This window comes from Micromonospora sp. LH3U1 (assembly GCF_028475105.1).
GTDB lineage: Bacteria > Actinomycetota > Actinomycetes > Mycobacteriales > Micromonosporaceae > Micromonospora.
In genome coordinates, this window is sequence record NZ_CP116936.1 from 3,908,249 (window position 1) to 3,926,998 (window position 18,750).

Annotated in this window: 19 protein-coding genes; 3 read left to right on the forward strand and 16 right to left on the reverse strand. The window is 71.8% G+C overall.

Translation table 11 applies throughout. The annotated features are described in order from the left end of the window. Nucleotides 1-7: 7 nt before the first annotated feature. The 11 genes from PCA76_RS17935 to PCA76_RS17985 form a co-directional block, all read right to left on the reverse strand. Nucleotides 8-2,035, reverse strand: coding sequence for a hypothetical protein (locus tag PCA76_RS17935; protein ID WP_272611583.1), 2,028 nt, complete (start codon nt 2,033-2,035; stop codon nt 8-10). Further along, nucleotides 2,032-2,679, reverse strand: a complete 648-nt coding sequence (locus PCA76_RS17940) for a hypothetical protein (protein ID WP_272611584.1) — start codon at nt 2,677-2,679, stop codon at nt 2,032-2,034. Before PCA76_RS17940 ends, PCA76_RS17935 begins: the two co-directional genes overlap by 4 nt. Next, the gene (locus PCA76_RS17945; protein ID WP_272611585.1) at nt 2,679-3,176 is read right to left on the reverse strand and encodes a hypothetical protein; all 498 of its coding nucleotides are present in this window, start codon (nt 3,174-3,176) and stop codon (nt 2,679-2,681) included. Before PCA76_RS17945 ends, PCA76_RS17940 begins: the two co-directional genes overlap by 1 nt. 2 nt (nt 3,177-3,178) lie before the next feature. Then, nucleotides 3,179-4,657: a hypothetical protein gene (locus PCA76_RS17950; RefSeq protein WP_272611586.1), complete on the reverse strand. Its 1,479-nt coding sequence runs from the start codon at nt 4,655-4,657 to the stop codon at nt 3,179-3,181. Continuing rightward, the gene (locus PCA76_RS17955; protein WP_272611587.1) at nt 4,654-7,674 is read right to left on the reverse strand and encodes a hypothetical protein; all 3,021 of its coding nucleotides are present in this window, start codon (nt 7,672-7,674) and stop codon (nt 4,654-4,656) included. Before PCA76_RS17955 ends, PCA76_RS17950 begins: the two co-directional genes overlap by 4 nt. 211 nt (nt 7,675-7,885) lie before the next feature. Further along, nucleotides 7,886-8,140: a hypothetical protein gene (locus PCA76_RS17960; protein WP_272611588.1), complete on the reverse strand. Its 255-nt coding sequence runs from the start codon at nt 8,138-8,140 to the stop codon at nt 7,886-7,888. A gap of 56 nt (nt 8,141-8,196) precedes the next feature. Continuing rightward, nucleotides 8,197-8,625, reverse strand: coding sequence for a hypothetical protein (locus PCA76_RS17965; protein ID WP_272611589.1), 429 nt, complete (start codon nt 8,623-8,625; stop codon nt 8,197-8,199). Nucleotides 8,626-8,642: 17 nt separating this feature from the next. Beyond that, nucleotides 8,643-9,812, reverse strand: a complete 1,170-nt coding sequence (locus PCA76_RS17970; protein ID WP_272611590.1) for a hypothetical protein — start codon at nt 9,810-9,812, stop codon at nt 8,643-8,645. 130 nt (nt 9,813-9,942) lie between these two features. Then, entirely contained in the window at nt 9,943-10,884 is a 942-nt protein-coding gene (locus tag PCA76_RS17975; RefSeq protein ID WP_272611591.1) for a hypothetical protein, read from the reverse strand. Between the two features lie 156 nt (nt 10,885-11,040). Further along, complete coding sequence (locus PCA76_RS17980; RefSeq protein ID WP_272611592.1) at nt 11,041-11,406, reverse strand: barstar family protein; 366 nt, start codon at nt 11,404-11,406, stop codon at nt 11,041-11,043. Nucleotides 11,407-11,471: 65 nt separating this feature from the next. Beyond that, complete coding sequence (locus PCA76_RS17985; protein ID WP_442930268.1) at nt 11,472-11,909, reverse strand: ribonuclease domain-containing protein; 438 nt, start codon at nt 11,907-11,909, stop codon at nt 11,472-11,474. Between the two features lie 395 nt (nt 11,910-12,304). Between PCA76_RS17985 and PCA76_RS17990 the strand changes: the two genes are divergently transcribed. Then, entirely contained in the window at nt 12,305-13,150 is an 846-nt protein-coding gene (locus tag PCA76_RS17990) for a hypothetical protein (protein ID WP_272611594.1), read from the forward strand. Nucleotides 13,151-13,255: 105 nt separating this feature from the next. On the opposite strand, the gene PCA76_RS17995 is transcribed toward PCA76_RS17990, so the two are convergent. Continuing rightward, entirely contained in the window at nt 13,256-14,206 is a 951-nt protein-coding gene (locus PCA76_RS17995; protein ID WP_272611595.1) for a DUF559 domain-containing protein, read from the reverse strand. A gap of 170 nt (nt 14,207-14,376) precedes the next feature. Beyond that, complete coding sequence (locus PCA76_RS18000; protein ID WP_272611596.1) at nt 14,377-14,616, reverse strand: winged helix-turn-helix domain-containing protein; 240 nt, start codon at nt 14,614-14,616, stop codon at nt 14,377-14,379. A gap of 219 nt (nt 14,617-14,835) precedes the next feature. On the opposite strand from PCA76_RS18000, the gene PCA76_RS18005 reads away from it, so the two are divergent. Beyond that, on the forward strand, nt 14,836-15,129 hold the full coding sequence (locus PCA76_RS18005; protein ID WP_272611597.1) for a DivIVA domain-containing protein: 294 nt from the start codon (nt 14,836-14,838) through the stop codon (nt 15,127-15,129). After that, the gene (locus PCA76_RS18010) at nt 15,126-15,374 is read left to right on the forward strand and encodes a hypothetical protein (protein WP_272611598.1); all 249 of its coding nucleotides are present in this window, start codon (nt 15,126-15,128) and stop codon (nt 15,372-15,374) included. Before PCA76_RS18005 ends, PCA76_RS18010 begins: the two co-directional genes overlap by 4 nt. A gap of 7 nt (nt 15,375-15,381) precedes the next feature. Here PCA76_RS18010 and PCA76_RS18015 read toward each other — a convergent pair whose 3' ends face one another. The 3 genes from PCA76_RS18015 to PCA76_RS18025 all read right to left on the reverse strand — a co-directional run bounded on the left by PCA76_RS18015 (nt 15,382) and on the right by PCA76_RS18025 (nt 18,711). Further along, nucleotides 15,382-16,314: an HNH endonuclease gene (locus tag PCA76_RS18015; protein WP_272611599.1), complete on the reverse strand. Its 933-nt coding sequence runs from the start codon at nt 16,312-16,314 to the stop codon at nt 15,382-15,384. A gap of 81 nt (nt 16,315-16,395) precedes the next feature. Then, a complete protein-coding gene (locus PCA76_RS18020) occupies nt 16,396-16,968 on the reverse strand; it encodes a hypothetical protein (RefSeq protein WP_272611600.1) in 573 nt (190 codons plus the stop codon). A 33-nt stretch (nt 16,969-17,001) separates the two neighbouring features. After that, on the reverse strand, nt 17,002-18,711 hold the full coding sequence (locus PCA76_RS18025; protein ID WP_272611601.1) for a hypothetical protein: 1,710 nt from the start codon (nt 18,709-18,711) through the stop codon (nt 17,002-17,004). Nucleotides 18,712-18,750: the final 39 nt, after the last annotated feature.

An 18,750-nucleotide genomic window follows, 5' to 3' on the forward strand; every position in this document is an offset into this window, starting at 1 on the left:
GCTCTCCTCAGTGGACGTTCATCGCGTTGCTGACCTGGACGTCGACATCGTCGGCGGCGATGTTGACGCTGCCGCCGCTGATGTTGACCGCGCCGTTGCCCGCGTCCAGGTCGATCTGGGTGGCGGTGATGGTGATCGAACCGTCCTGCTTCATCACGATCGACGACCCACCGGCGGCGTGCTCGATGGTGATGCTGTCGGCCTCGTCGGCGCGTTCCGGGCGGTGACCCCGACCCTGCAGCTGGGCCCGGCCCACCCGCACGGTCAGCTCCCCCAGCTCGATGACCCGGTTGCCGTCGCCGTCGGTGAGGTCGTGCGTCACCTTGCCGTCGTGGTCGGCGGGCACCACCGTGTCGCCGATCGACGAACGACTGTTGGTGGCCACACCCACCGGCAGGGACAGCCACCAGTCCCCCGGCTCGGAGACCGGGGCGTGCCCGGTGGGCCAGAGCGCGCCCACCTCGACCGGGTCGTCCGGCGCGCCGTTGCGGTAGGCCAACGCCACCCGAGTGCCCGGGTAGCGGGGCAGGATGAGCCCACAGCCACCCCAGGCGAACGGGGTCAGGTAGGTCACCCCGGGTAGCGGCGCGGGCTGCTCCCGGCGAACCGGCAGGCGGCGGGCCCCGTTGGGTCGGCCGTCCGCACGGGCCAGTCCCTCCCACACCGTCTCGGTCTGCGCCGGCGGCTCGACGGCGCCGCTGGCGTTGGTGGCCACCGCGCGTACCTCGCCGATCTCCAGGCCGCGTGTCTCGCCCCGGGCCGCGCGGGCCGCCCGACGGACCGCCTCGGCGGCGGCGACGCCGGGCGACGACGCCGGGCCGGCCGGCTCGGCGGTGCCCACGCCGGAGGCGTCACTCCAGCTGTCCCAGGCCTGGGTGCCCGACGTGACCTCGACGCCCTGCACCACCGTGACGAAACCGGCGGTACGCGACAGGGTGTGCCGGGCCGCGCTGAGGTAGAGCAGCTTCGCCCCCGCGCCCAGCTCCCCGGTCGACGGGGCGAACGGGGCGGCGAACGAGCCGAGCAGTGCCGCGCCGACACTGCCCAGCGTGGTGGCCTCGTCCACAGCCGGCGGGTCGAAACACACCAGGTCACCGGGCTTCAGGTCGGGCCGACCCTTGAGGGTCAGCGTCCACGCTCGACGGCGCGGAGCGGCCGTGCCGCCGGACTCGGTGGCCGCGTACGGGTCGGTGTCCTGGCTGCCGTTCTCGGTGCACGCCAGCAGGCCGGTGGCGAGGGTGAGCGGCTTCGGTTCTCCCTCCGGGTACGGGATGGGCCGCTTGCCGACGTGCACGGTGCCGTCGCGGATCAGCAGCATCCCCCGCCCGTACGCGTTGAGCGACTGCTGCAACGCGCCGCCGATCCGGTCCAGCGCGGCGCGGTAGAGCAGGCCGGCGCCGAAGGCGACCCGCTCGTCACCGGCCGCCTCGCTGGCGCCCCGGGTCATCGTGCCGTCCGGGTTGGCGCCCCAGGTCGCGATGTCCACTCTGCTCCGGTCGGCGACGGCTCGGATCGCGGCGGTGAAGTTCTCCGCCTCGAACCGCTCGGCCACCCGCTGCCCGAGCCGGGCGTACGCCTGCTCGACGAGGGTCAGCTCGGTGTCGTACGTCCGTTCCCCGGTGAGCCGGCGCACCTTCGTCACCCGCAGCACGGCGACCAGCGCCTGGGTCAGCTCGGCCGGTGACGGGCCGGCGTTGACGCCGACCAGGTTGGTGAAGAAGGCGCCGACCGAGGTGTTGGCGTCACGCCAGTACAGGTGCAGCTTCGCCACCAGCGGCGGTTGCCCCTCGGCGGTGCGCAGGGCGGCGAAGTGCTCGTCGATCAGCCCCTGCACGGTGATCGTGTACGCGCCGGGGCCCAGCCCGTCGGGCAGCGCGGCGTCGATGGCCGCGTAGTAGTCCGCGCTGGACAGGGTCAGCGCGGCGTCCTGACTCAGCCCGGTCGGGGTTTCCCGGTGGAAGGTCAGGGTCCAGCCGGCGTCGTTGCCCACCGCGCCCTGGCGTACCTGGCCGGTCTGGAACGGCGTGAGCGTCATCGCAGAACCCTCCGCAGCTTCTTGTCGAGCAGGTAGCGGTAGCGCAGCTTGCCGGGGCCCAGCTCGGATTCGACGCGCTGCGCGGGCGGGCGGCGACGCCAGACGAACTCGTTGATCGGCGGCGGCCCGAACTGGTCCACCGCGCGGTCCGCGGGCCGCCACGCGAGGGCCACCGACGAGCCGTAGTCACCGGAGCCGCGTACCGTCCCGGCGTGCAGCAGCCAGGTGAGCACCACCACCTCGACGGCGATCGGGGCGGCGCCGGTGGTGGTCGACGGTCCGGCGTCGGGGCAGACCCGGCGCAGGCCGGCGGCGAGCGGCACCGAGCCGAGGATCCGGGTGCCCTGGCGGACGACCAGGCGCAGCGGCACCCGACCGACCAGCGCCGGTGCCCGGGGCACGGCCGGGGGCGCGGGCCTGGGTGCCAGGTCGTCGGCGGAGCTGCTGACCACCGCGAGGGGGTCGGTGTCCAGCCACTGCCGGGCCAGCCCGGTGGGCAGGATCAGCACCGCGTGTACGCCGGCGCCCAGCTCGATGCGGTGCGGGAGGCCGGCGGTGAGGCTCTGCCGCACCTCGGTGAACCCGTCGGGCACCTCGATGGGTGTCTCCGGCAGCAGGTAGCGGTCGATCGGGAACGGTGGCATCAGTTCCCCAACCCGTCGGCGAGCGCGCCGACTCCGATGCTGGCCACGTCGAGCAGCTTGCCGAGCAGGCTGGGACGGGGCACGTGAACGAGGGTGATGGTGGTGTCCAGGACGTCCCGGCGGGCGGCCGAGGCGTTGAAGGTCAGCGACTGCACCTGCATGTCGGTGCGGATGGTCATCGAGGTGACGAGGATCAGCCCGCCAAACCTCCCACCGGAGTACGCCGCGAGGGCGGTGCCGCGTTTGCTCGCCTCGGCCATCGTCTCCAGGGCGAACTTCCAGGCGTACCGTTCGGGGCCGACCAGCACACCGGTGAGGGTGATGGTGTCGTCGTGGGTGGCCACGATGGCCTTGTGCGCGGTGGAGCCGATCGGCGGCAGGTGGTAGGTCTGGGCCAGGGAGATGGCGGTGACCGCCCAGATCGGGATCGGCAGGATTCCGTCGCTGATGATCGCGGACGGCACCGTGCCGTACCGCATGAAGCTGGTGGTGGCCATGCTCAGCGCCCTCCGGTGGGTGGCAGCGGCACCGGCGTACCGGTGGGTTCGACGGCCAGGCCGAGGTCGCGCAGCGCCTGGGTGATCTCACGGACCTCGCCGGCCGCGCTGGTCACCCGCAGCCGCAGCCGGCGCTCTTCGAGGGCCCGGCTGATCCGCGCCGGCCGGGTGGACGCGGAGCCGCGCCGGTTGATCCGGTCGATCTCGGCGGCGGCGTCCTCCATGCGGGAGATCGCGTCGAGGATCCGTGGGTCGGGGGTGAAGCCGGGGTCGTCGCGTTGCAGCCGGGCGATCGCGTCGCGGAAGTCGGCGGCGTCGCGGCGCAGGTTGGTGACGAGGTTGTCGGTGAGCGCGCTGACCCCACCGACGCTTGTGGCGCGGTGCGACTTGTCGTCGATCAGCCACACCCAGCCGTCGTGGCCGATGCCGACCAGGTCGGTGCCGGCGACCTTGACGTTGGCGTCCGGGCCCTTGAGGAACAGCTCGATGCTGCTCAGCGAGAACGCCGCGCTGTATTCCCCGAGCACACCCCGGCCGTAGGTGACCATGTCGTGGCGCAGGTAGGCGCGGAAGCCGGGGCCGTCGTCGGCGCGGCCGCCCCGGTCGCGGAAGCGCCGCCACAGGGTGGCCAGCGCCTCCGGGTTGTGCACGGCGAGCTGCTGGGTGAGCCAGACGTCGCCACCGGCCACCACGGCCCGCAGGTCCGGGTCGGCGATCCGAGCGAGAGCCTCGGCGAGTCGCGCCTCGCTCATCTGCAGGCCGCGCGAGCGGGCACGACCGAGGTCGTCGACGGCGGTCCGCAGCCGGGCCAGCTCGTCGGGGGTGAGCCGGCCCCCGAGCCGGGTTTCCAGGTCCGCCAGGGCGGTCCGTTTGCCGGCCTGCGACTCGGCGGCCACCGCGTGCCACAGCGCGGTCGGTTCCAGCTCGGCGGCACGGCGCAGCGCGGCCTGCCGGTCCGCCGGCATGGCCCGGAACGCGTCGCCGACGACGGCGGCGGGCTCCACGTGCCGGCCGCCCGCGCCGCCGCCGGCGTCGAACTCGCGCAGCAGCGAGTCGGCGTACGCGGCGGAGTCGTCGGCCAGCCGCAGCGGCGCGTCCCCGACGATGCCCTCGCGGGGTCGGCTCAGCTCCCGCATCTCCGTGTTGAGCTGGTCGAAGTACTCGCCGAGGGTGGCCACCCGCACGCCGTCGGGCAGAGTGCCGCCCTCCAGCACGTGGTCGAGGATGGCGGCGATGTTGTCGCGCAGCACGGCGATGCGTTCCAGCCGGTTGATGGCGTTGTTCAGGTGCAGGTCGGCGACGTCGTCGATCATGCGCCGGACGAGGTGTTCCAGCAGCCGCCGGGAGCGCACCTCGCCGGCCTCGCTGTGCGCGGCGACGGTCCGCATGAACCGTTGCAGCCGCGGGTTGGCGTCGGCGGCGGCGTGCACGGCGGCGGCGTCGAGGAACCGGCCGGCGCGGAACCGGCGCGGCCCGGTCACGGCCGCACCACCGGAACGCGCGGTCCGGCGGCGCCGCCGGGTTGCGAGTCGAGCACCATGAGGATGAACCGGGCGCCCTCCGGGCCGCCGACCGCGCCGCTGAGCATCGCCTCCCGTTCCACGTACGCGAGCACCGGCTCCATCAGCTTCTGCACGACCCGTTCCAACACCTCGTTGAGCAGGATCTCGGTGAGGAACGCCTGGAGCAGGTCGCGGGAGGCCGCCTCGATGATCTGCCGGGTGACGCGGCGCACCACGTACCCTCGGGCGGCGCGCAGCCCGGCGCGGACGCCGAAGCGCAGGGCGACCCGGCCGCCGCGCACGGCAGCGCCGCCGATGGTGCCGACCTCGGGGATCAACGACAACGCCAACCCGAGGTACGCGGCGAACAGCTCGACCTCGACCTCGGTGCGGGTGAGCACCAGCTCCGGGTCGAGCATCGAGGAGTACAGACGGGCGCGTTGGTGTGCGTGCGCCACGTCGACGGCGGCGACCGCGACCCCGACCACGAAGCCCAGCGGCGGGCAGAGCAGCGACAGGACGATGATCCCCACCATGATGCCGAAGGAGCTCAGCGCCTCCCGGCCCAGCTCGGTGCTGAACAGGTCGTCGACGCCGGTGGCGTAGTAGAGGTTGCCGCCGAAGAACTCGCCGATCTGCTGGTGGGTGACCAGGTGGATGCCCTGCAGGGCGAAGCGTCCACGGGGGATGGTGGCCGAGGGAATGTGCTCGCTGATCCGACTGGACTTGAAGGCGAACCGGGCGTCGGTGCGGGCGCGACCGAGCATCTCGGTGTTGTTGCGCCGCATGTCCTGCAGCACCCGCCACAGCTCGTCGCGGATCGCCGACCGGTTGCCGGCGAAGCGGGCCAGCAGGTCGGGCAGGTCGGTGATCTGCTTGACCAGCGGGTCGATGCCTTCGGCCTCGCCGCGTTGGATGACCAGGGCCTGTTCGATCTCGGCGAGGGTCCAGAGCACCGCGTGGGCGTCGCGGATCCGCGTGGTGCCGTCGGTTTCGACGATCTCGCCGGCCGCGCCGGGGCTGGTCAGGGCGGCCTCGGTGGCGAGGAACGCGCTGGAGATGGCCCGGGCCGCCCCGTACCAGGCGGTGGACGGGTTGGCCATGCTCACCGTGGCGAGGGTGCCGCCGCCGACGTCGGTGTGTTCGGCCGTCCACCGGGCGGCCTCGTGGCGGCGTAGTCGCTCGCGCAGCCCCTGAAGTTCGGCGTAGTCGGTGAGCTGGGAGACGATCAGCCGCTCGAAGATGGGCGCGTACTGATCGAAGTTGGTGATCCGGGCGTCGATGCCGGTACGCGAGGTGAGCAGCAGTTGCACCAGCATCGCCTGGCTGCCGACGATGAAGAGCTGCCCGACGGCGCCCTTGATCGCGCCGCTGAGCGCCTGGATGAAGTGCAGGTTCCAGGACGCCGACGAGTCGATCCAGCCGCCCTGGATCCGGGCGAAGTGCTCGGGCTGGCTGTAGCGGCCCATGACGAGTTGGGCGAGGTGGTCCAGGCGGGGCACCACCCCGGCCAGGTGGCGCAGGAACTGCACGGCGGGCGAGGCCACCGGCCGGAAGTCCAGCGGGCCGAGCCCTCCGGTGCCCGCCGGCACGGGCCGGCTGAACGCCTCACGCTCGGCGGCGCCGACCAGCAGGCTGATCGCCGCGGCCCGGCCGCGCAGCATGGAGGCGGCCTGGAGGCAGAAGTTCGCCGGATAGCGGCACGGCTCACCCATCTGCAGGCGGAACGCGATGTCGTCCATGAGCCGGCGCAGCTCGTCGCCGTCCGGGCCGAGCGCGGCCAGTTCCGGTTCGCCGTTGAACGGGGCGCAGGCACGCATCTCGGAGTGCTCGCCGGTGACGGCGGGAAACCGTCGACCCTCGCCGGTCGCTGGTGCGCTGGGGCTGCTCGGGTCGAAGACGAACCCGCCCCGCCGGGCGCCGCCGGTGCCGTCCCCACCGGTGCCACCGGCGCCACCACCCGGCCCGGTGCCCGTGCCAAGGCCGCCGGTGCCGGTGCCGCCCGGTCCACCGTTCGCGCCGGAGCCGGTTCCACTGCCGACGCCGGTTCCACTGCCGGTGCCCGCACCGGTTCCGGTGCCACCGCCGATGCCACCGCCGGGGGGTGCGTTCGGGTCCGGTGGGGCTGCCGGGTGCTGCTCGACGCTGATCGGCAGCAGGTTGGCCGTGCCGGTCCAGTGCATGGTGGCGTCGGTCTCCTCGGTGCCCACCAGCAGCAGCGACACCCCACCGATCTGGACCACCACCAGGCAGGTCGGCATCGCCCCGCCCACCGAGGCGAGGATCGCGTCGACCCGCCGGGTCACCTCCCCGTCGACGGCCCGCTCGATCTGCGCCTGGTACTCGTCCACGCTGGTCGTCTCGCCGCGCGGCTGGGCGGTCCGCAGCCGCTGCCGGATGTCGGCGCTGAGCTCCTCGTCCACCATGGCGACGAGGGCGCTCCGATCGGCGACGGGCCGCCGCTGCACCGTTCCGGGCTGCGGGCTGGGCACCCGCTCCTCCACCTCGAAGTGCGGCTGTGGGGTGGCCCGGAACACCGTCTCGCCGAACCGCTCGAAGGTGAGGACCGACCACGGTGTGGTGTTCACCAGGATCGCCCAGGCCGGGCGTCCGTCGGAGCCGACCACCCGGGCGATCACACCCTGCGGGGTGCCCGACGGCAGGCCGCCGTGCTGGCGTACCGCCTCACGGCCCAGCTCGGCGATGTGGTTCACCACGTAGGTGGCTGGGCGCAGCAGCCACTGGTAGGTCACCGGGGGCGGCTCGTCGCCGTCCACCGGCACCTCGGCGGCGTCCCCACCGTCGTCGTAGGACGGCACCCGGTAGACGGCCAGCAGGTGGCGCATCCGCTGCGGGTCGAACAGCTCGGTCGCCGGTCGGCTCAGCGGCGCAGCCACCCCGGGGGGCAGCCCCGGGTCCAGCCGTGCGGCGGTCACCATCTCGTCGATGCGCCGGCGCAGCCGGGCCTCGAAGGCCCGCCGGTCGTCCGGCGACACCCGCTCGCCGGCCGCGCCGGTCCAGCGGAAGGTCGGCGCTTCGGCGCGTACCTCCAGGTAGCCGCCGCGGGCGCGACCACCTCGCGCCGGGAGCGTTCCAGGGCGCGGGCCAGGGCCGCGCCGAGCGCCTCGGTCACCGCCTCCGGTCGCTCGGTCACCGACCGGGCGTCCAGCCGGATCCGCACCGGCACGTGCACCGAGATGGCCACCGTCAGACCCGCCCGTCCAGGTGCTCGGCGAGGCGGGCCAGCGCGAGGTCGGCGAGCGCGTCGGCGTCGACCGCGCCGCCGGCCGCGACCACCTCGATCTCCACCGGGAAGTGGTACGCGATGACCGCGCGGTCGTCCTCGGCCACCTGCTCGGCCTCCGCCTCGCTACCGGCCGCCGGCAGCACCAACTCACCCGCGTGCACCAGGGCCAGCCCGGTACGGGTGACCCGGGCGGCACGGCCAGCACCGGTCGCCATCTGCTACCTCCGGTTGATCGTGGACGGGCTGACGTTGGCGCGCTGTCGTTGACGGGTCAGGGCAGCACGGACTGGTCGCCGGTCTTCGGGTCGACCGTGGCGGCCAGGCTGAAGCCGCTGAAGGTGGCCGCCGGTGCGCCGGAGATGGTGGCGGTGGTCGGCGTCGCGCTGGTGATCATGCAGTCCTGGAGCACGAAGGACGAGAACGCCCAGTCGTCGCCGGTGTGCTCCAGCAGCGCGATGTCGAACAGCTCACCGTCGAGGGCCAACTTGGTGAGCCGGCCGGCGACGTCCCCGATCGCCTTGACGGTCATCGTGAAGTTCATCGACACCGGCGCGTGGATGACACCCATGTGGGTCACCTCGCACGAGTGCAGCGCCTCGACGTTGAGCGAGAAGGACGGACTGAACGAGTCGATCGGGCTGATCAGCACCGTCTCGGTGCCCTTGGTGTACTGCACCGCGAGGCGGGTCTTCCACTCCATGGTCTGGTTCCTCCGGGTCAGAACTTGGCCACGAGCGTGACCAGCAGGCGGCTCACGGCCGGGCCGTACGTGACGGTGACGACCAGGTCGACGGTGCGGTCGGCCCGGGCGGCGGTGACGATCGAGGTGTCGGTGGCGGTACGCGCGACCTCGGGGATGCTGAGGATGTCCAGCACCGGGATCTCGATGCGGTAGTCGTCGATGACCGACTGCCGCTTGAGGGGGCCGAGGATGCCGTCGACCTGGGTCTTCAGCAGGGTCATGCCCGGCTTGGTGATCCGGGCGTCGCCGACCAGGCCGATCAGGCCGGCGCGCAACATGAACTCGATCTGGTCGAGGGTGCGCACCAGGTCGACGTGCAGCAGGCTCGCGTCGGAGGTGAACAACCGCCCGTCGGCGAAGTGCAGGCTCTCCCCCGTGATCAGCGTGGGGTCGATGATCGGCGTCAGGTTGGCCTCGGAGAGGCCCTTGATCTCGGCCGGGCTGTACTGCTTGGCCACCGGCATGGCCACCCCACGGATCTTCTTCAACACGATGCTGTGGTGCACCGGCAGTCCGGCCACGGCGGCCATCGCGGCGGTGGCCGCGTCACCGTCCGCACCCCGAGCCGCGATCATCAGCATCCGGCTGGTGCTGCTCTTGAGCGGGTTCGCGGCGGCGATGATGTCCGCGACGTAGGTGGGCCCCTTCTCGGTGGCCGGGTTGACCATGGCGAAGCCGATCCGCCGCTGGCCGGCCGCGGACATCGTCTCCACGTGCGCCTTGAGCGCGTGCAGCCCGGTGGGCGCACCGGCACCGGCGGGATTGCCGACGCTCGACTCGTTGGCCAGCGACACCATGGTCACGTCGTCGGCGGCCTCCAGACCGCCGAGCGCGGCGGCGTAGTCGTCGCCGGACACCTTGACCCCGTACACCTTGGCCGGGCGTGGATCCTGCAGGAACGCCAACTCCAGCGAGTTGTAGAGGGCGTTGCGGACCACGTTGCCAGCCTGCCGCCGGGCGAAGTTGGTCACCGCGTCGTCGAGGGTCTCGATCCGGACCGGCGTGTTCGCCGGTGCCGAACCGCCGTCGGCCGTGGACGGCGCCTTGCCCACCACGGCGATGACGCCCGGCGAGCGCTGGGCCAGCGGCGCCGGTGGCGGCACGATCCGGACCTCGATGAACGGGAATGCTGCTGTCGGTGCCACGGGTCCTCCCGGACGAAGTTGCTGCTGTGGTCGTTGGGCGGCGCCCCGCCGCTGAGGTCGTTGGGCGGCTCCGCGCCGCTGGTGTCGTTGGGCGGCTCCCGGCCGCTGCGGCTGCCAGTGGCCGGGGGTCTCAGGTCGCCAGGGCGGCGAGCCCGATGCCGCTGCGGGCGAGCCACTGGCCGGCCCGGGCGAACCGGGCGGCCCGTTTCTGTGCGTCGGTGCCGGTGTCGCCGCCGGGCCACCCGTCGTCGTCGAACGTCTCGATGGGGACCACCCACACGGCGACGACCCGGTGCCGTCGCCGGACGTCGTCCGGTGCGGGCACGTCCAGCCCCAACTCCTCGGCACGGGCCCGCACCAGGCGGGTCTCGACAAGCAGGTCGGCCAGGGAGAACCCCTGGTCGCGAATCAGCACGGCGGCAGCGAACGGCAGTGGGCGCGGAGTGGGTGGGGCGGCCGGCGGGGCGGCGTAGCGCAGCTTCACGGTGGCACCGGCGGCCTGCCCGCTCATGCGCGTCACCAGGTCGCCGGCGTTCGCGGCGCCCACACCGGCGAGCAGCCGGTCCAGGTGCGCGTCGGTGAACGCGGCCGGCTGGTGCAGCCCGGCCCGCAGGCGCGCCACCAGCCGGGTCCGACGCTCGGTCTCCAACTGCGCCGGGTCCACCGGCAGCGCGCCCAGGTCGGCGACGATCTGCGGGTCCACGTCGAAGGCGGGTACCGCCACGTCCAGGTCCTCGACCCGGTCCCGGGCAGTGCTGGTCCGCACCACCAGGCTGCCCCGCCACAGGGCGTCGATGCGCAGCGCGGAGCCACCGAGGCCGTGCAGGCGTACGCGCAACTCGGTGCGGGTGGTGCCGCCGGAGCCCAGCCACTCCCCCTCAGCCAGGGTGACCGGGGCGGCGGCGAAGCCGAGGGTCAGCTCGTCGAAGACCGCCGCGTACGGCGGCGCGACCGGCATCGCCTCGGTGTCGTACGCGGCCTCGACCAGGTGCGCCAGCGACGCGTCATCGAAGAGCGCGGCGCGGGTGCCAGGATCGGCCAACCGCACCAACACCCCGTCGACGAAGTCCACCGCACGGCCTCCCCGCTGCCCGCGCCGGTGCACCCTGCCCGGCTCGGCACGAGGATCGCGAAGGGCCCGTCACCCGACCGTCACCGCCACCGTCACCGCACCCTCACGCTGCCCCGACTGTCGGGAACTGAGCACCCACACAGCCATCCGCTGCCGTCAGGAGGGCGTGGGGTCGTGGAGGACGACGCGGAGGGGGTGCGGGGCGGTGGTGGCGAGGTCGCCGAGCACGGCGAGCAGCAGGGCGGACTGACCAGCCGGCTCGTCGACGAGCAGCTGACCGGCGTCGTTGATCAGCAGGGTGAGCGGGCCGACGTCCAGCCGCTCCCGGAGCACGTCGGCGAGGGCGTCCCAGGTGTCCCCCAGGTACGTCGGCAGTGCCAGCGCGGCGGCCAACGCGGCGAAGAGCGCGGGCCGGGTCCGGGTCGCCGCACCGGTCAGCACCGCCGCGCCGGGCACCTCTGGGGCGCCGTCGCGGCACATGGTCAGCCAATCGGGCAACCGACCATTGTCCTCATCGATCATCATGTGCCTCCTGGTCTGCCCGACAGGCGGGGCCGACCGACCGCAGCCGGTCGGCCCCGGGTCGGTCAGAGCCGGTAGAAGTCGGTGTAGTGGTTGGGCGAGAACCAGGTGACCCCGGTGCTGCGGTTCACCACGATCCGGTACGCGTCCCGGGCGGCGCCCTGGGTACGCGGGTAGACGTCGTACTCGTAGTAGGTGGCGTTGGTGGGCAGTTGACCCTCGTAGTTGTAGAACCGGCCGCCCGCGAAGTTGGATTTGCCGCCACTCCAGGAATACCAGGCACGGCTGGTCGGAAAGCCCTTGGCGGACCATCCGGAACGGGCGGTGCGGGCGTCCGCGCATCGGCTGATGGTGCAGGAGCTGTAGACCGCAGCCGAGGCGGAGTCGGTCAGCCGGGGGGTCACCACGGACGGGCCGACCAGGGCCGCGGCGACCAGGGCGAGGAGCAGGGCGAGAGTGCTGGTACGCCGGCGGATCGCGCCGAGCGTGGCCAACGGGGACACGAGGGTGGACACAGGCTGCCTCCAGACCATCCGATCCATCGATCCGCGTCACTATCGGATCGGACCCAGTCTCACCGTTACGGGCCGGCGGCAACACCCCTCGGCACCTCAATTGCTCCAGAATGCTCGGTGAACCCCGGACGATCCCCTCCCTCGACAGTCTGCGCATCTGGGCAGGATGTCGCCCCGGCTGACCGGCACAGGACAGTCCGACGATCACCTAGCGACGGCGCGGTGTCGTACCGGCTCGGGCCGTACCAACCAGGCTCTGCCGGCGGCGACGGCGCGGTGGTCCGGTTCGCGTCGGTATGTGCGGTCGGTGACGGCGTGGCGGCGGGCATATCGGTCACCGGTTGTTAGCGTGAGACGCGGATCCGTGACCGTGGAGGGGTGCCATGACGGACGCCCCCGATGGGAGGCCGAAGCCCGCGGACCAGTGGCGGCACCGGGGCATTCGTGGGCTGACCATCGCCCGCGACGTCAGTGTGCGCAGTTGGCGGTGGTGGGCGCGAAGCTGGGATCGACTGGTCGCCGCGCTCCAGGACGAGGCGCCCGTCGGCTCCGCCGCCGCACCGTCGCCGTCCGGCCCGCTCGTCGAACAGCGCGACGCGCCCCGGCTGATCGCGGTCCCCGCACGCGGGTACGTGTACTCGTTCTACATCCGCGCCACCTTCGCCTGGTCGTCGCCGACGAGCATGCGGGCCGAGGTGCTGAGCTGGTACGTGCAGTACTTCCAGCCCAACGCGATCCAGCGCCTGACCCGGCTCGCCGCCGACGCCGCCCGGGACCTACCGCCGCACCGGGCCGGGGACCTGGAGTTGGCGTTGCAGCAGGCGCTCGCCGAGGACCCCCTGTGGCACTACCAGCGAGGCGAAATGCTCATCACCTGCCGCCCGGACGCCGCCGTCCGCCTCGACGAACGGATCATGCCGGCGCTTCAGCCGCACGTCGACCGCCTGGTCAAGCTGGAGTACCAGTTCGACGAGCAGCTCCGCAAGGCCCGGTACGCGGAGGAGCTGAGCCGTCAGTGGGCAACGATTCTCGGCGATAACGTCGACGTCGAAGACCAGGACGTCGCCGACGCCCGCGACCACATGCTCGCGGCGCAGAAGGAAGCGGCCCGCTGGATCACCGAGCTCCTCCGCCGCCACGCCGAGCACCCCACCGACTCAATGAGCGCACCCCCGATCCCGCCGCAGCAAACCCGCCCCAGCCCAGCCCCGCCGCGCCCGCCACCCTGAGTCGCCACCCCTCCCCTCCACCCTCCCCGTCCACCTCTGCCCACCATGATCAGTGGTTGAAAAGTAGGTCTGTGCGGCCTCTGAGACCTACTTTTCAACCACTGATCATGACCAACGGCGGCGGGCGGCGAGGATGGTGAGGGTTTCCTGGCGGACTTGAGCGGGATGCGCCGTGAGGCGGCGGTGCGTGAAGCGCACGACGAGGATGCCGATGGTGGCGAGCAGAGCGTCGCGGCGCAGGTCGATCTCGCGTTCGGTCGGATCGCCGTGGCTGGTCGCGCCGTCCAGCTCGATGTCGACCCGCTCCGCCTCGGCGAACATGTCGAGATAGGTCGTCCGCGCGCCGACCTGCACCCGCGCCTGCCGGGTGAAGGTCGGCATGCCCGGGCCGGTAAAAACGTGGTCGTGGCCCCAGATCTCCAACGGGCTGCGGCAGCCCGCGGCGAGCCGGTCCAGCAAACCGCGCAGTACCGAACGGTCGGTCATCCTCGGCACCTCGGCGAGAGCGGCAACGAGTCGCTGTGGGGTGGTCAGCCGGTCGTTGACCGCGCGAATGAGCAGGCCAGACCGGTCAACCGGCGGCAGCAGCGGCCAACAGTCCACCAGGGTCCGGTCGAGCCGGGTAACCGGCAGCCCGCCCCGCATCACCGCCTGCGGCGGCGCAACCGCGAAGCCGGCGCGACGGCGTACCACGAGATGTGGCCGAGCCCGCAGGCCCGACCGGCTGGGCAGGTCGAGATACACCCGCTCCCCTGGTAACTGGCGGCGTAGGCCCCACACCTCGAGCGCGGTCAGGCGACTGAGCGCCGCATGCCCGCCGGCGTACGCCAACGCCGCGCGGCGGGCCAGCTCGGGCTCGACCCGGGCCAGAATCGGCAGGTCGGCACTGGCATCGCGGATCAGCGCGGCGTCACCGTAGATCCCGGGCAGCAGCCGTACCAGCCGACCAGCCCGCCAGGCAGTCTGAATCGTCCACGCCGGCGCCACTCGCGTCAGGTCTCCTCGAGTGACCAGCCCATTGTCGCGCAAGAGCAGAGCGCGCAGCCTCGGGTCCACCGGCCCACCCTGCCTCGACCGGCCGCCGAGCGCTGCCCGCGCGGGGGCCGCTGTGGACAGCGGGAGCACCTGTGGACGGCAACCCACGCCGCCGTCGGTTGTGGTACGCCCGTCAGGTCCCGCGGTGCCGCGTCCGGGTCAACTCACCCTGGGCGTTGAAGGTCCGCCACTCACGGCTCCCGCATCCAGGTCCCGGGATCGGTGACGAACACGCCCTTACCCTGCTGTCGCCGGATCACCCGCAACGCCTCAAGCCGGGCGTAGGCCATCTGCACCGTCCCGTGGCTGACGCCGTAGGTCGCGCGCAGCTCGGAAATCGAGGGCAGCCTGTCCTCCGGCTTCAACTTCTTCGATCTGACGTCGGCGATCACATCATCGGCGATGCGCCAATAGTCCGGCACTTCTCGCATGGCACTCCTCGCGTGGCGATCCGATTCGATCACACCGCGACGCGCCTAACAAGCAGCGTTGACTCATCTGACATGTCTAGCTATGTTGATTCCGAGCCAGTCCTCGCGTGGCAACGAGTTCGGCTCATCCCCCGGTCGGGGCGGGTGCGTGTGCCCGTCCCGACCCTCCGGCCCAACTCAGAACCGTCCACGCTGCCGATTGTCTGAGAGAGGATCGCTGTGGCTCAGGTGTATCGGGGTGGCCAGCCCTACCCCGCTGGCTACCCGGCGCGGCTGACGCCGCACGAGGTGCGGACACGCGAGTTCGCCGGGTGCCGGCGCGGCGTCGACCCCGTTGAGGTGCGCGAGTTCCAGGCCCGGGTGGCCGACGAGCTGGCCACCCTGAACGAGGCGGTGCGGCTGCTCAACCAGGAAAACGGCCGGATCAAGCGGGCGCTGCGTGACTGGCAGACCATGCACGCGCAAGAGTGCCGGCAGCCGCAGGAGCGCCACGACAACTCCGGCCACTGGTGACCGCTCGCCCCTCACCCGGTGACCTGCTCGTCATCGACGGCCGCGCTTCGGTGCAGTTCCCCGGAGTTCGCGCCCTGACCCTCCGCGTCGTGTCGGTGTCCGACCAGCCGACGTATCAGGGCTGGATCTGGCTTACCGGCTACGTCCTCAACCGCCGAGGCGACGCCACCGCCAGACGCGAGGTCTACGTCCAACTCGCCGGCCTGGCACCAGCCGGGCCCGAAAGACTCGCTCAGTGCGGGTGAAGCGCCGTCAGGCGGCCTTGTAGACAGTGTCGAGGTGCCATTCCAGGAATTCAGCGCGCGGCCGATCACTGCGCCGCTCGGGAAGGGCGATCCGCTCGCCTGCTTTCGCGTAGAACTGGTCGCCGTTGCCGAACTCGGTACGAAGCCGTGGGCTGACCAGGAGCCGATGCTTCGGATCGACGCCCAGGTAACCCCGATCGAAGAGGATGTGCACGTCGGACTTGAGCAGCAGGCCATTGTCTACCCGATGCTCGCCACCCTTGGGCAGCGGACGGATGTGCGCGGCCTGCAGCACAGGCTGGACCCTGTTGCCGGTGATGGCACAACGCCGGCCGTAGGCTCCCAGGACCACCGCCTTGAATGACTGCTGCCCGAGCCGCTGAGGCACCAGTCGGGGATCGCCATAGACGGGACCAGGGCGGTGCCACGGCCCACTCAGATCCACCTCTGCCGTGGTCCCGAGCAGGCGGTGGATCAGCAGATCGAAGTACGCCGACGTGTTGGCGTCCGCCAGGTTGTAGGTCTTGCCCTGCACGACGTTCGACGCGAACCCGGGCGGCGGGTCGGCGGTCGAATCGTCGTGGAAGAAGGTGACGTCACGGACGAATATGCAGCCGATGACGGGGTCCTCGCCCGGGCCGATCGCCTGCTTGCGGTACCGCCCGACACTGTGCCGCATCTCGTCGATGCTCACAGCACCATTGGCCTCCCCGAAGAGTTCCCATGCCTCCGAGATTTTGAGCTGCGTGAAGCCGCTGAAGAAGCCGCCGCCAACGACCCGGTTCAGCGGAAAATGCGCCTTGAAGAGGAACGGCTCTCCTGGGGTGAGAGCGCGGAAGGCGCCGCCGGACGGCCGCCAGAAGTTGACCTCATTCAGCTCGGGACGCTCAGCGAGGAAGCGGTACCACCGCTCGTCCGTCACACCCACGAAGGCCTTCACATCGATCAGGTTCCGTGAAAGTTGATCTCAGCACCACTATCCGAACGGTCACCTGCACCCGTACCACGAAGGCCGCTGCTCTCAGCTTGCGCGTACGTCCGACGCCGGGGCGGACCGCTCGAGCAGCGCCTGCCGCAGCGCCGCGGACTGCTCCACCGACCCACCCCGGACGCCGAGACTCCGCCGGGCCGCCCGGTAGTAGCCGTCGCGGGCCTCGTTGACCCGGGTCAGCATCTCGGAGATGTCCGGTGGCGACTCGACGATCCCCCGGGCGAGTCTCTCGACCTGCCAGACCGCGTCCCGCCAACCAGCGGCGGCGACGACCGTCGGCTCGTCGCCGAGCAGCAGCAGGTTCTCCCAGACGATGGTGCGCCGCGCGTCCGCCTCAGCCAGCCGAGCCAGGCCGTCGTCCCGGTCGATCGGATGGCTGTGCGATCCCGGCCGGTGGTCGGCTGTCATCCGCAGCGCCACGGCGTGACTCTCCTTGATGGCGTGCGCGTATTCGACGTACGCGTCGAGCCGCCGTTCGTCCCAACGGACGTTCTGGCTGCGCCGCCACCGGGCCCGGTCGGCCAGCGAGGTGGCGAGGATCGTGCCCAGGGTGCCGACCAGGACGCCGAGGAGCGCCGGAAGCTGTGTCAGAAACGTGCTCACGCCGCCGAGGTTGCCACTACCGGGCAAGGCCGGTCAGGGCGTCTGGTAGAAGTTGACCAGCACGTCGAACGTGAGCTTTTCCAGCAACGCGGAGCGCGCCAGTGCGACGTCCACCCCGGCCTGACCGAGGGCGCTCGCCTCCAGGTCGAACGCCTCCCGGAACATGATCTTGAACTCCTCGGCGAGCTCCTCGTAGCCCTTGGGATCGAGCAACCACACCAACTCGTCGAACGTCTGGTCGCCGCCGGTGGCGTGCCGGACGAGATCCTTGCGCATCTGCCGGACTAGCTTCGCCCGACGCTCGGGGTCCAGCACCCCGCTCGGGTACGTCTTGATCTCCGCTTCCAGCTTCAGCACCAGCCGACGGACCATCCGGCCGTTCTCCACGGTCGCCTGGAGCTCGTACGCCACGATGTCGACGACCCGGCGCAGCTCGCCGACCTCGAAGCGCAGCCAACTGCCGGGATGGGTGTCGAGAATGCTCTTCGCCGCCATCAGCGAGCCGGCGGCGCCGGTGGTCCGACCGCCACCGCCGAAGAACTCCGAGATGACGGTGGCCAGCCCTCCGTCGGAGTACTGGATCCGGTGCCCGACCGCGCCGAGCAGATCCACCAGCAGCGCCACGGCCTCCTCCAGCCCGTCCTCGGCGAGGAACTCGGCCCAGGTGAACTGGGAGTAGTCCCTGCCGCCGCGGACCGGGGAGTGCGGCGGATGCTGGGAGAGCAGAAGCAGGCCCCGATACTGCTGGTCGGTGAACCCGTCAACGGCAGCCAGCACCTTGGTCAGGGTCTCCTTGCCGTGGTACAGGTCGGATTCGATCAGGTCGCGGAGGTCCTCGAACAGCTCCGGGGTCCGCTCCCGGGCCATCAGCCGGGTGAACTGGCCGAGCGCGTCCCCGCCGATGTCGTCGAGCATCGGTTGGAAGTACCGCAGGGCCGCGCCCGCCCGGTCCTCGATCAGCCGCACGATCTCGCGGGCGCCCTCCGTGTTGGGCAGCGCCGGTTTCATCGTCTCGACGAGAGTGAGAGCCCGGGTGGCCCGGGCGCTGCCCTTGGCCGCCATGCTCATCGTCGACGCGCCGGTGGCCATCAGGACGGCCTCCAGGAACGCTGGCCCGATCAGCCGGCCCAGCAGGTACAGGAACGGCACCCCGGTCGCGGCGTCGTGCAGCTTGCCCAGCGGTTCGGTGGCGAGGCCGGCCAGCCCGCGGCCGAGCGCTTCGGCCAGCGCGACCGCGCCGGCCTGCCAGGCCGACCAGAGCACGTACGTCAGGAGCGCGATCAGGACCGGTCCGGAGGAGAGCACCAGCACCAGGGCCACCAGTCCGACGATGTCGCCGACCACCGACTCCACGATGCCCACCACCATTCCGGCCTGGAGCACGGTGGTGGCGACCAGTGCGTGCTGGAGCATGCTGGCGGAGAACTTGTCGTAGATCTCGGCGTAGAAGCTCGCGCTGAGCAACCCGGCCCCGGTCAGCTCGTCGGTCATGCCGCGGACGAAGGCGTCCAGCGCGTCCCACGCCACCTGGAGCTCGGTCGGGTACTCGGTGATCGGCGGCAGCGCCGGGCCGTACTGGTCGAGCAGGGCGGTGGCGACGTCGGCGAGGACGGGTGCGAGCAGCCCGAAGGGCGCCAGGCCCAACCGCAGCGCTCCGGCCTCGGACCAGAGCCGGCCGGACATGGCGTGGTCGCTGAGATCGGTGGCCAGCTCGATCGCCTGGTCCCAGACCGACTGCAGCACCGCGGCCAGTGCCGCGGGTCGGGCGACAGCCCGGTTCGC

Excerpts from the sequence above, each read along its gene's own strand:
- PCA76_RS17940 (WP_272611584.1), bottom strand. The coding sequence starts at position 2,679 with ATGCCACCGTTCCCGATCGACCGCTACCTGCTGCCGGAGACACCCATC.
- PCA76_RS17990 (WP_272611594.1), top strand. The coding sequence starts at position 12,305 with ATGACGGACGCCCCCGATGGGAGGCCGAAGCCCGCGGACCAGTGGCGG.
- PCA76_RS18000 (WP_272611596.1), bottom strand. The coding sequence starts at position 14,616 with ATGCGAGAAGTGCCGGACTATTGGCGCATCGCCGATGATGTGATCGCC.
- PCA76_RS17980 (WP_272611592.1), bottom strand. The coding sequence starts at position 11,406 with ATGATCGATGAGGACAATGGTCGGTTGCCCGATTGGCTGACCATGTGC.
- PCA76_RS17965 (WP_272611589.1), bottom strand. The coding sequence starts at position 8,625 with ATGGAGTGGAAGACCCGCCTCGCGGTGCAGTACACCAAGGGCACCGAG.
- PCA76_RS17935 (WP_272611583.1), bottom strand. The coding sequence starts at position 2,035 with ATGACGCTCACGCCGTTCCAGACCGGCCAGGTACGCCAGGGCGCGGTG.
- PCA76_RS17945 (WP_272611585.1), bottom strand. The coding sequence starts at position 3,176 with ATGGCCACCACCAGCTTCATGCGGTACGGCACGGTGCCGTCCGCGATC.
- PCA76_RS17960 (WP_272611588.1), bottom strand. The coding sequence starts at position 8,140 with ATGGCGACCGGTGCTGGCCGTGCCGCCCGGGTCACCCGTACCGGGCTG.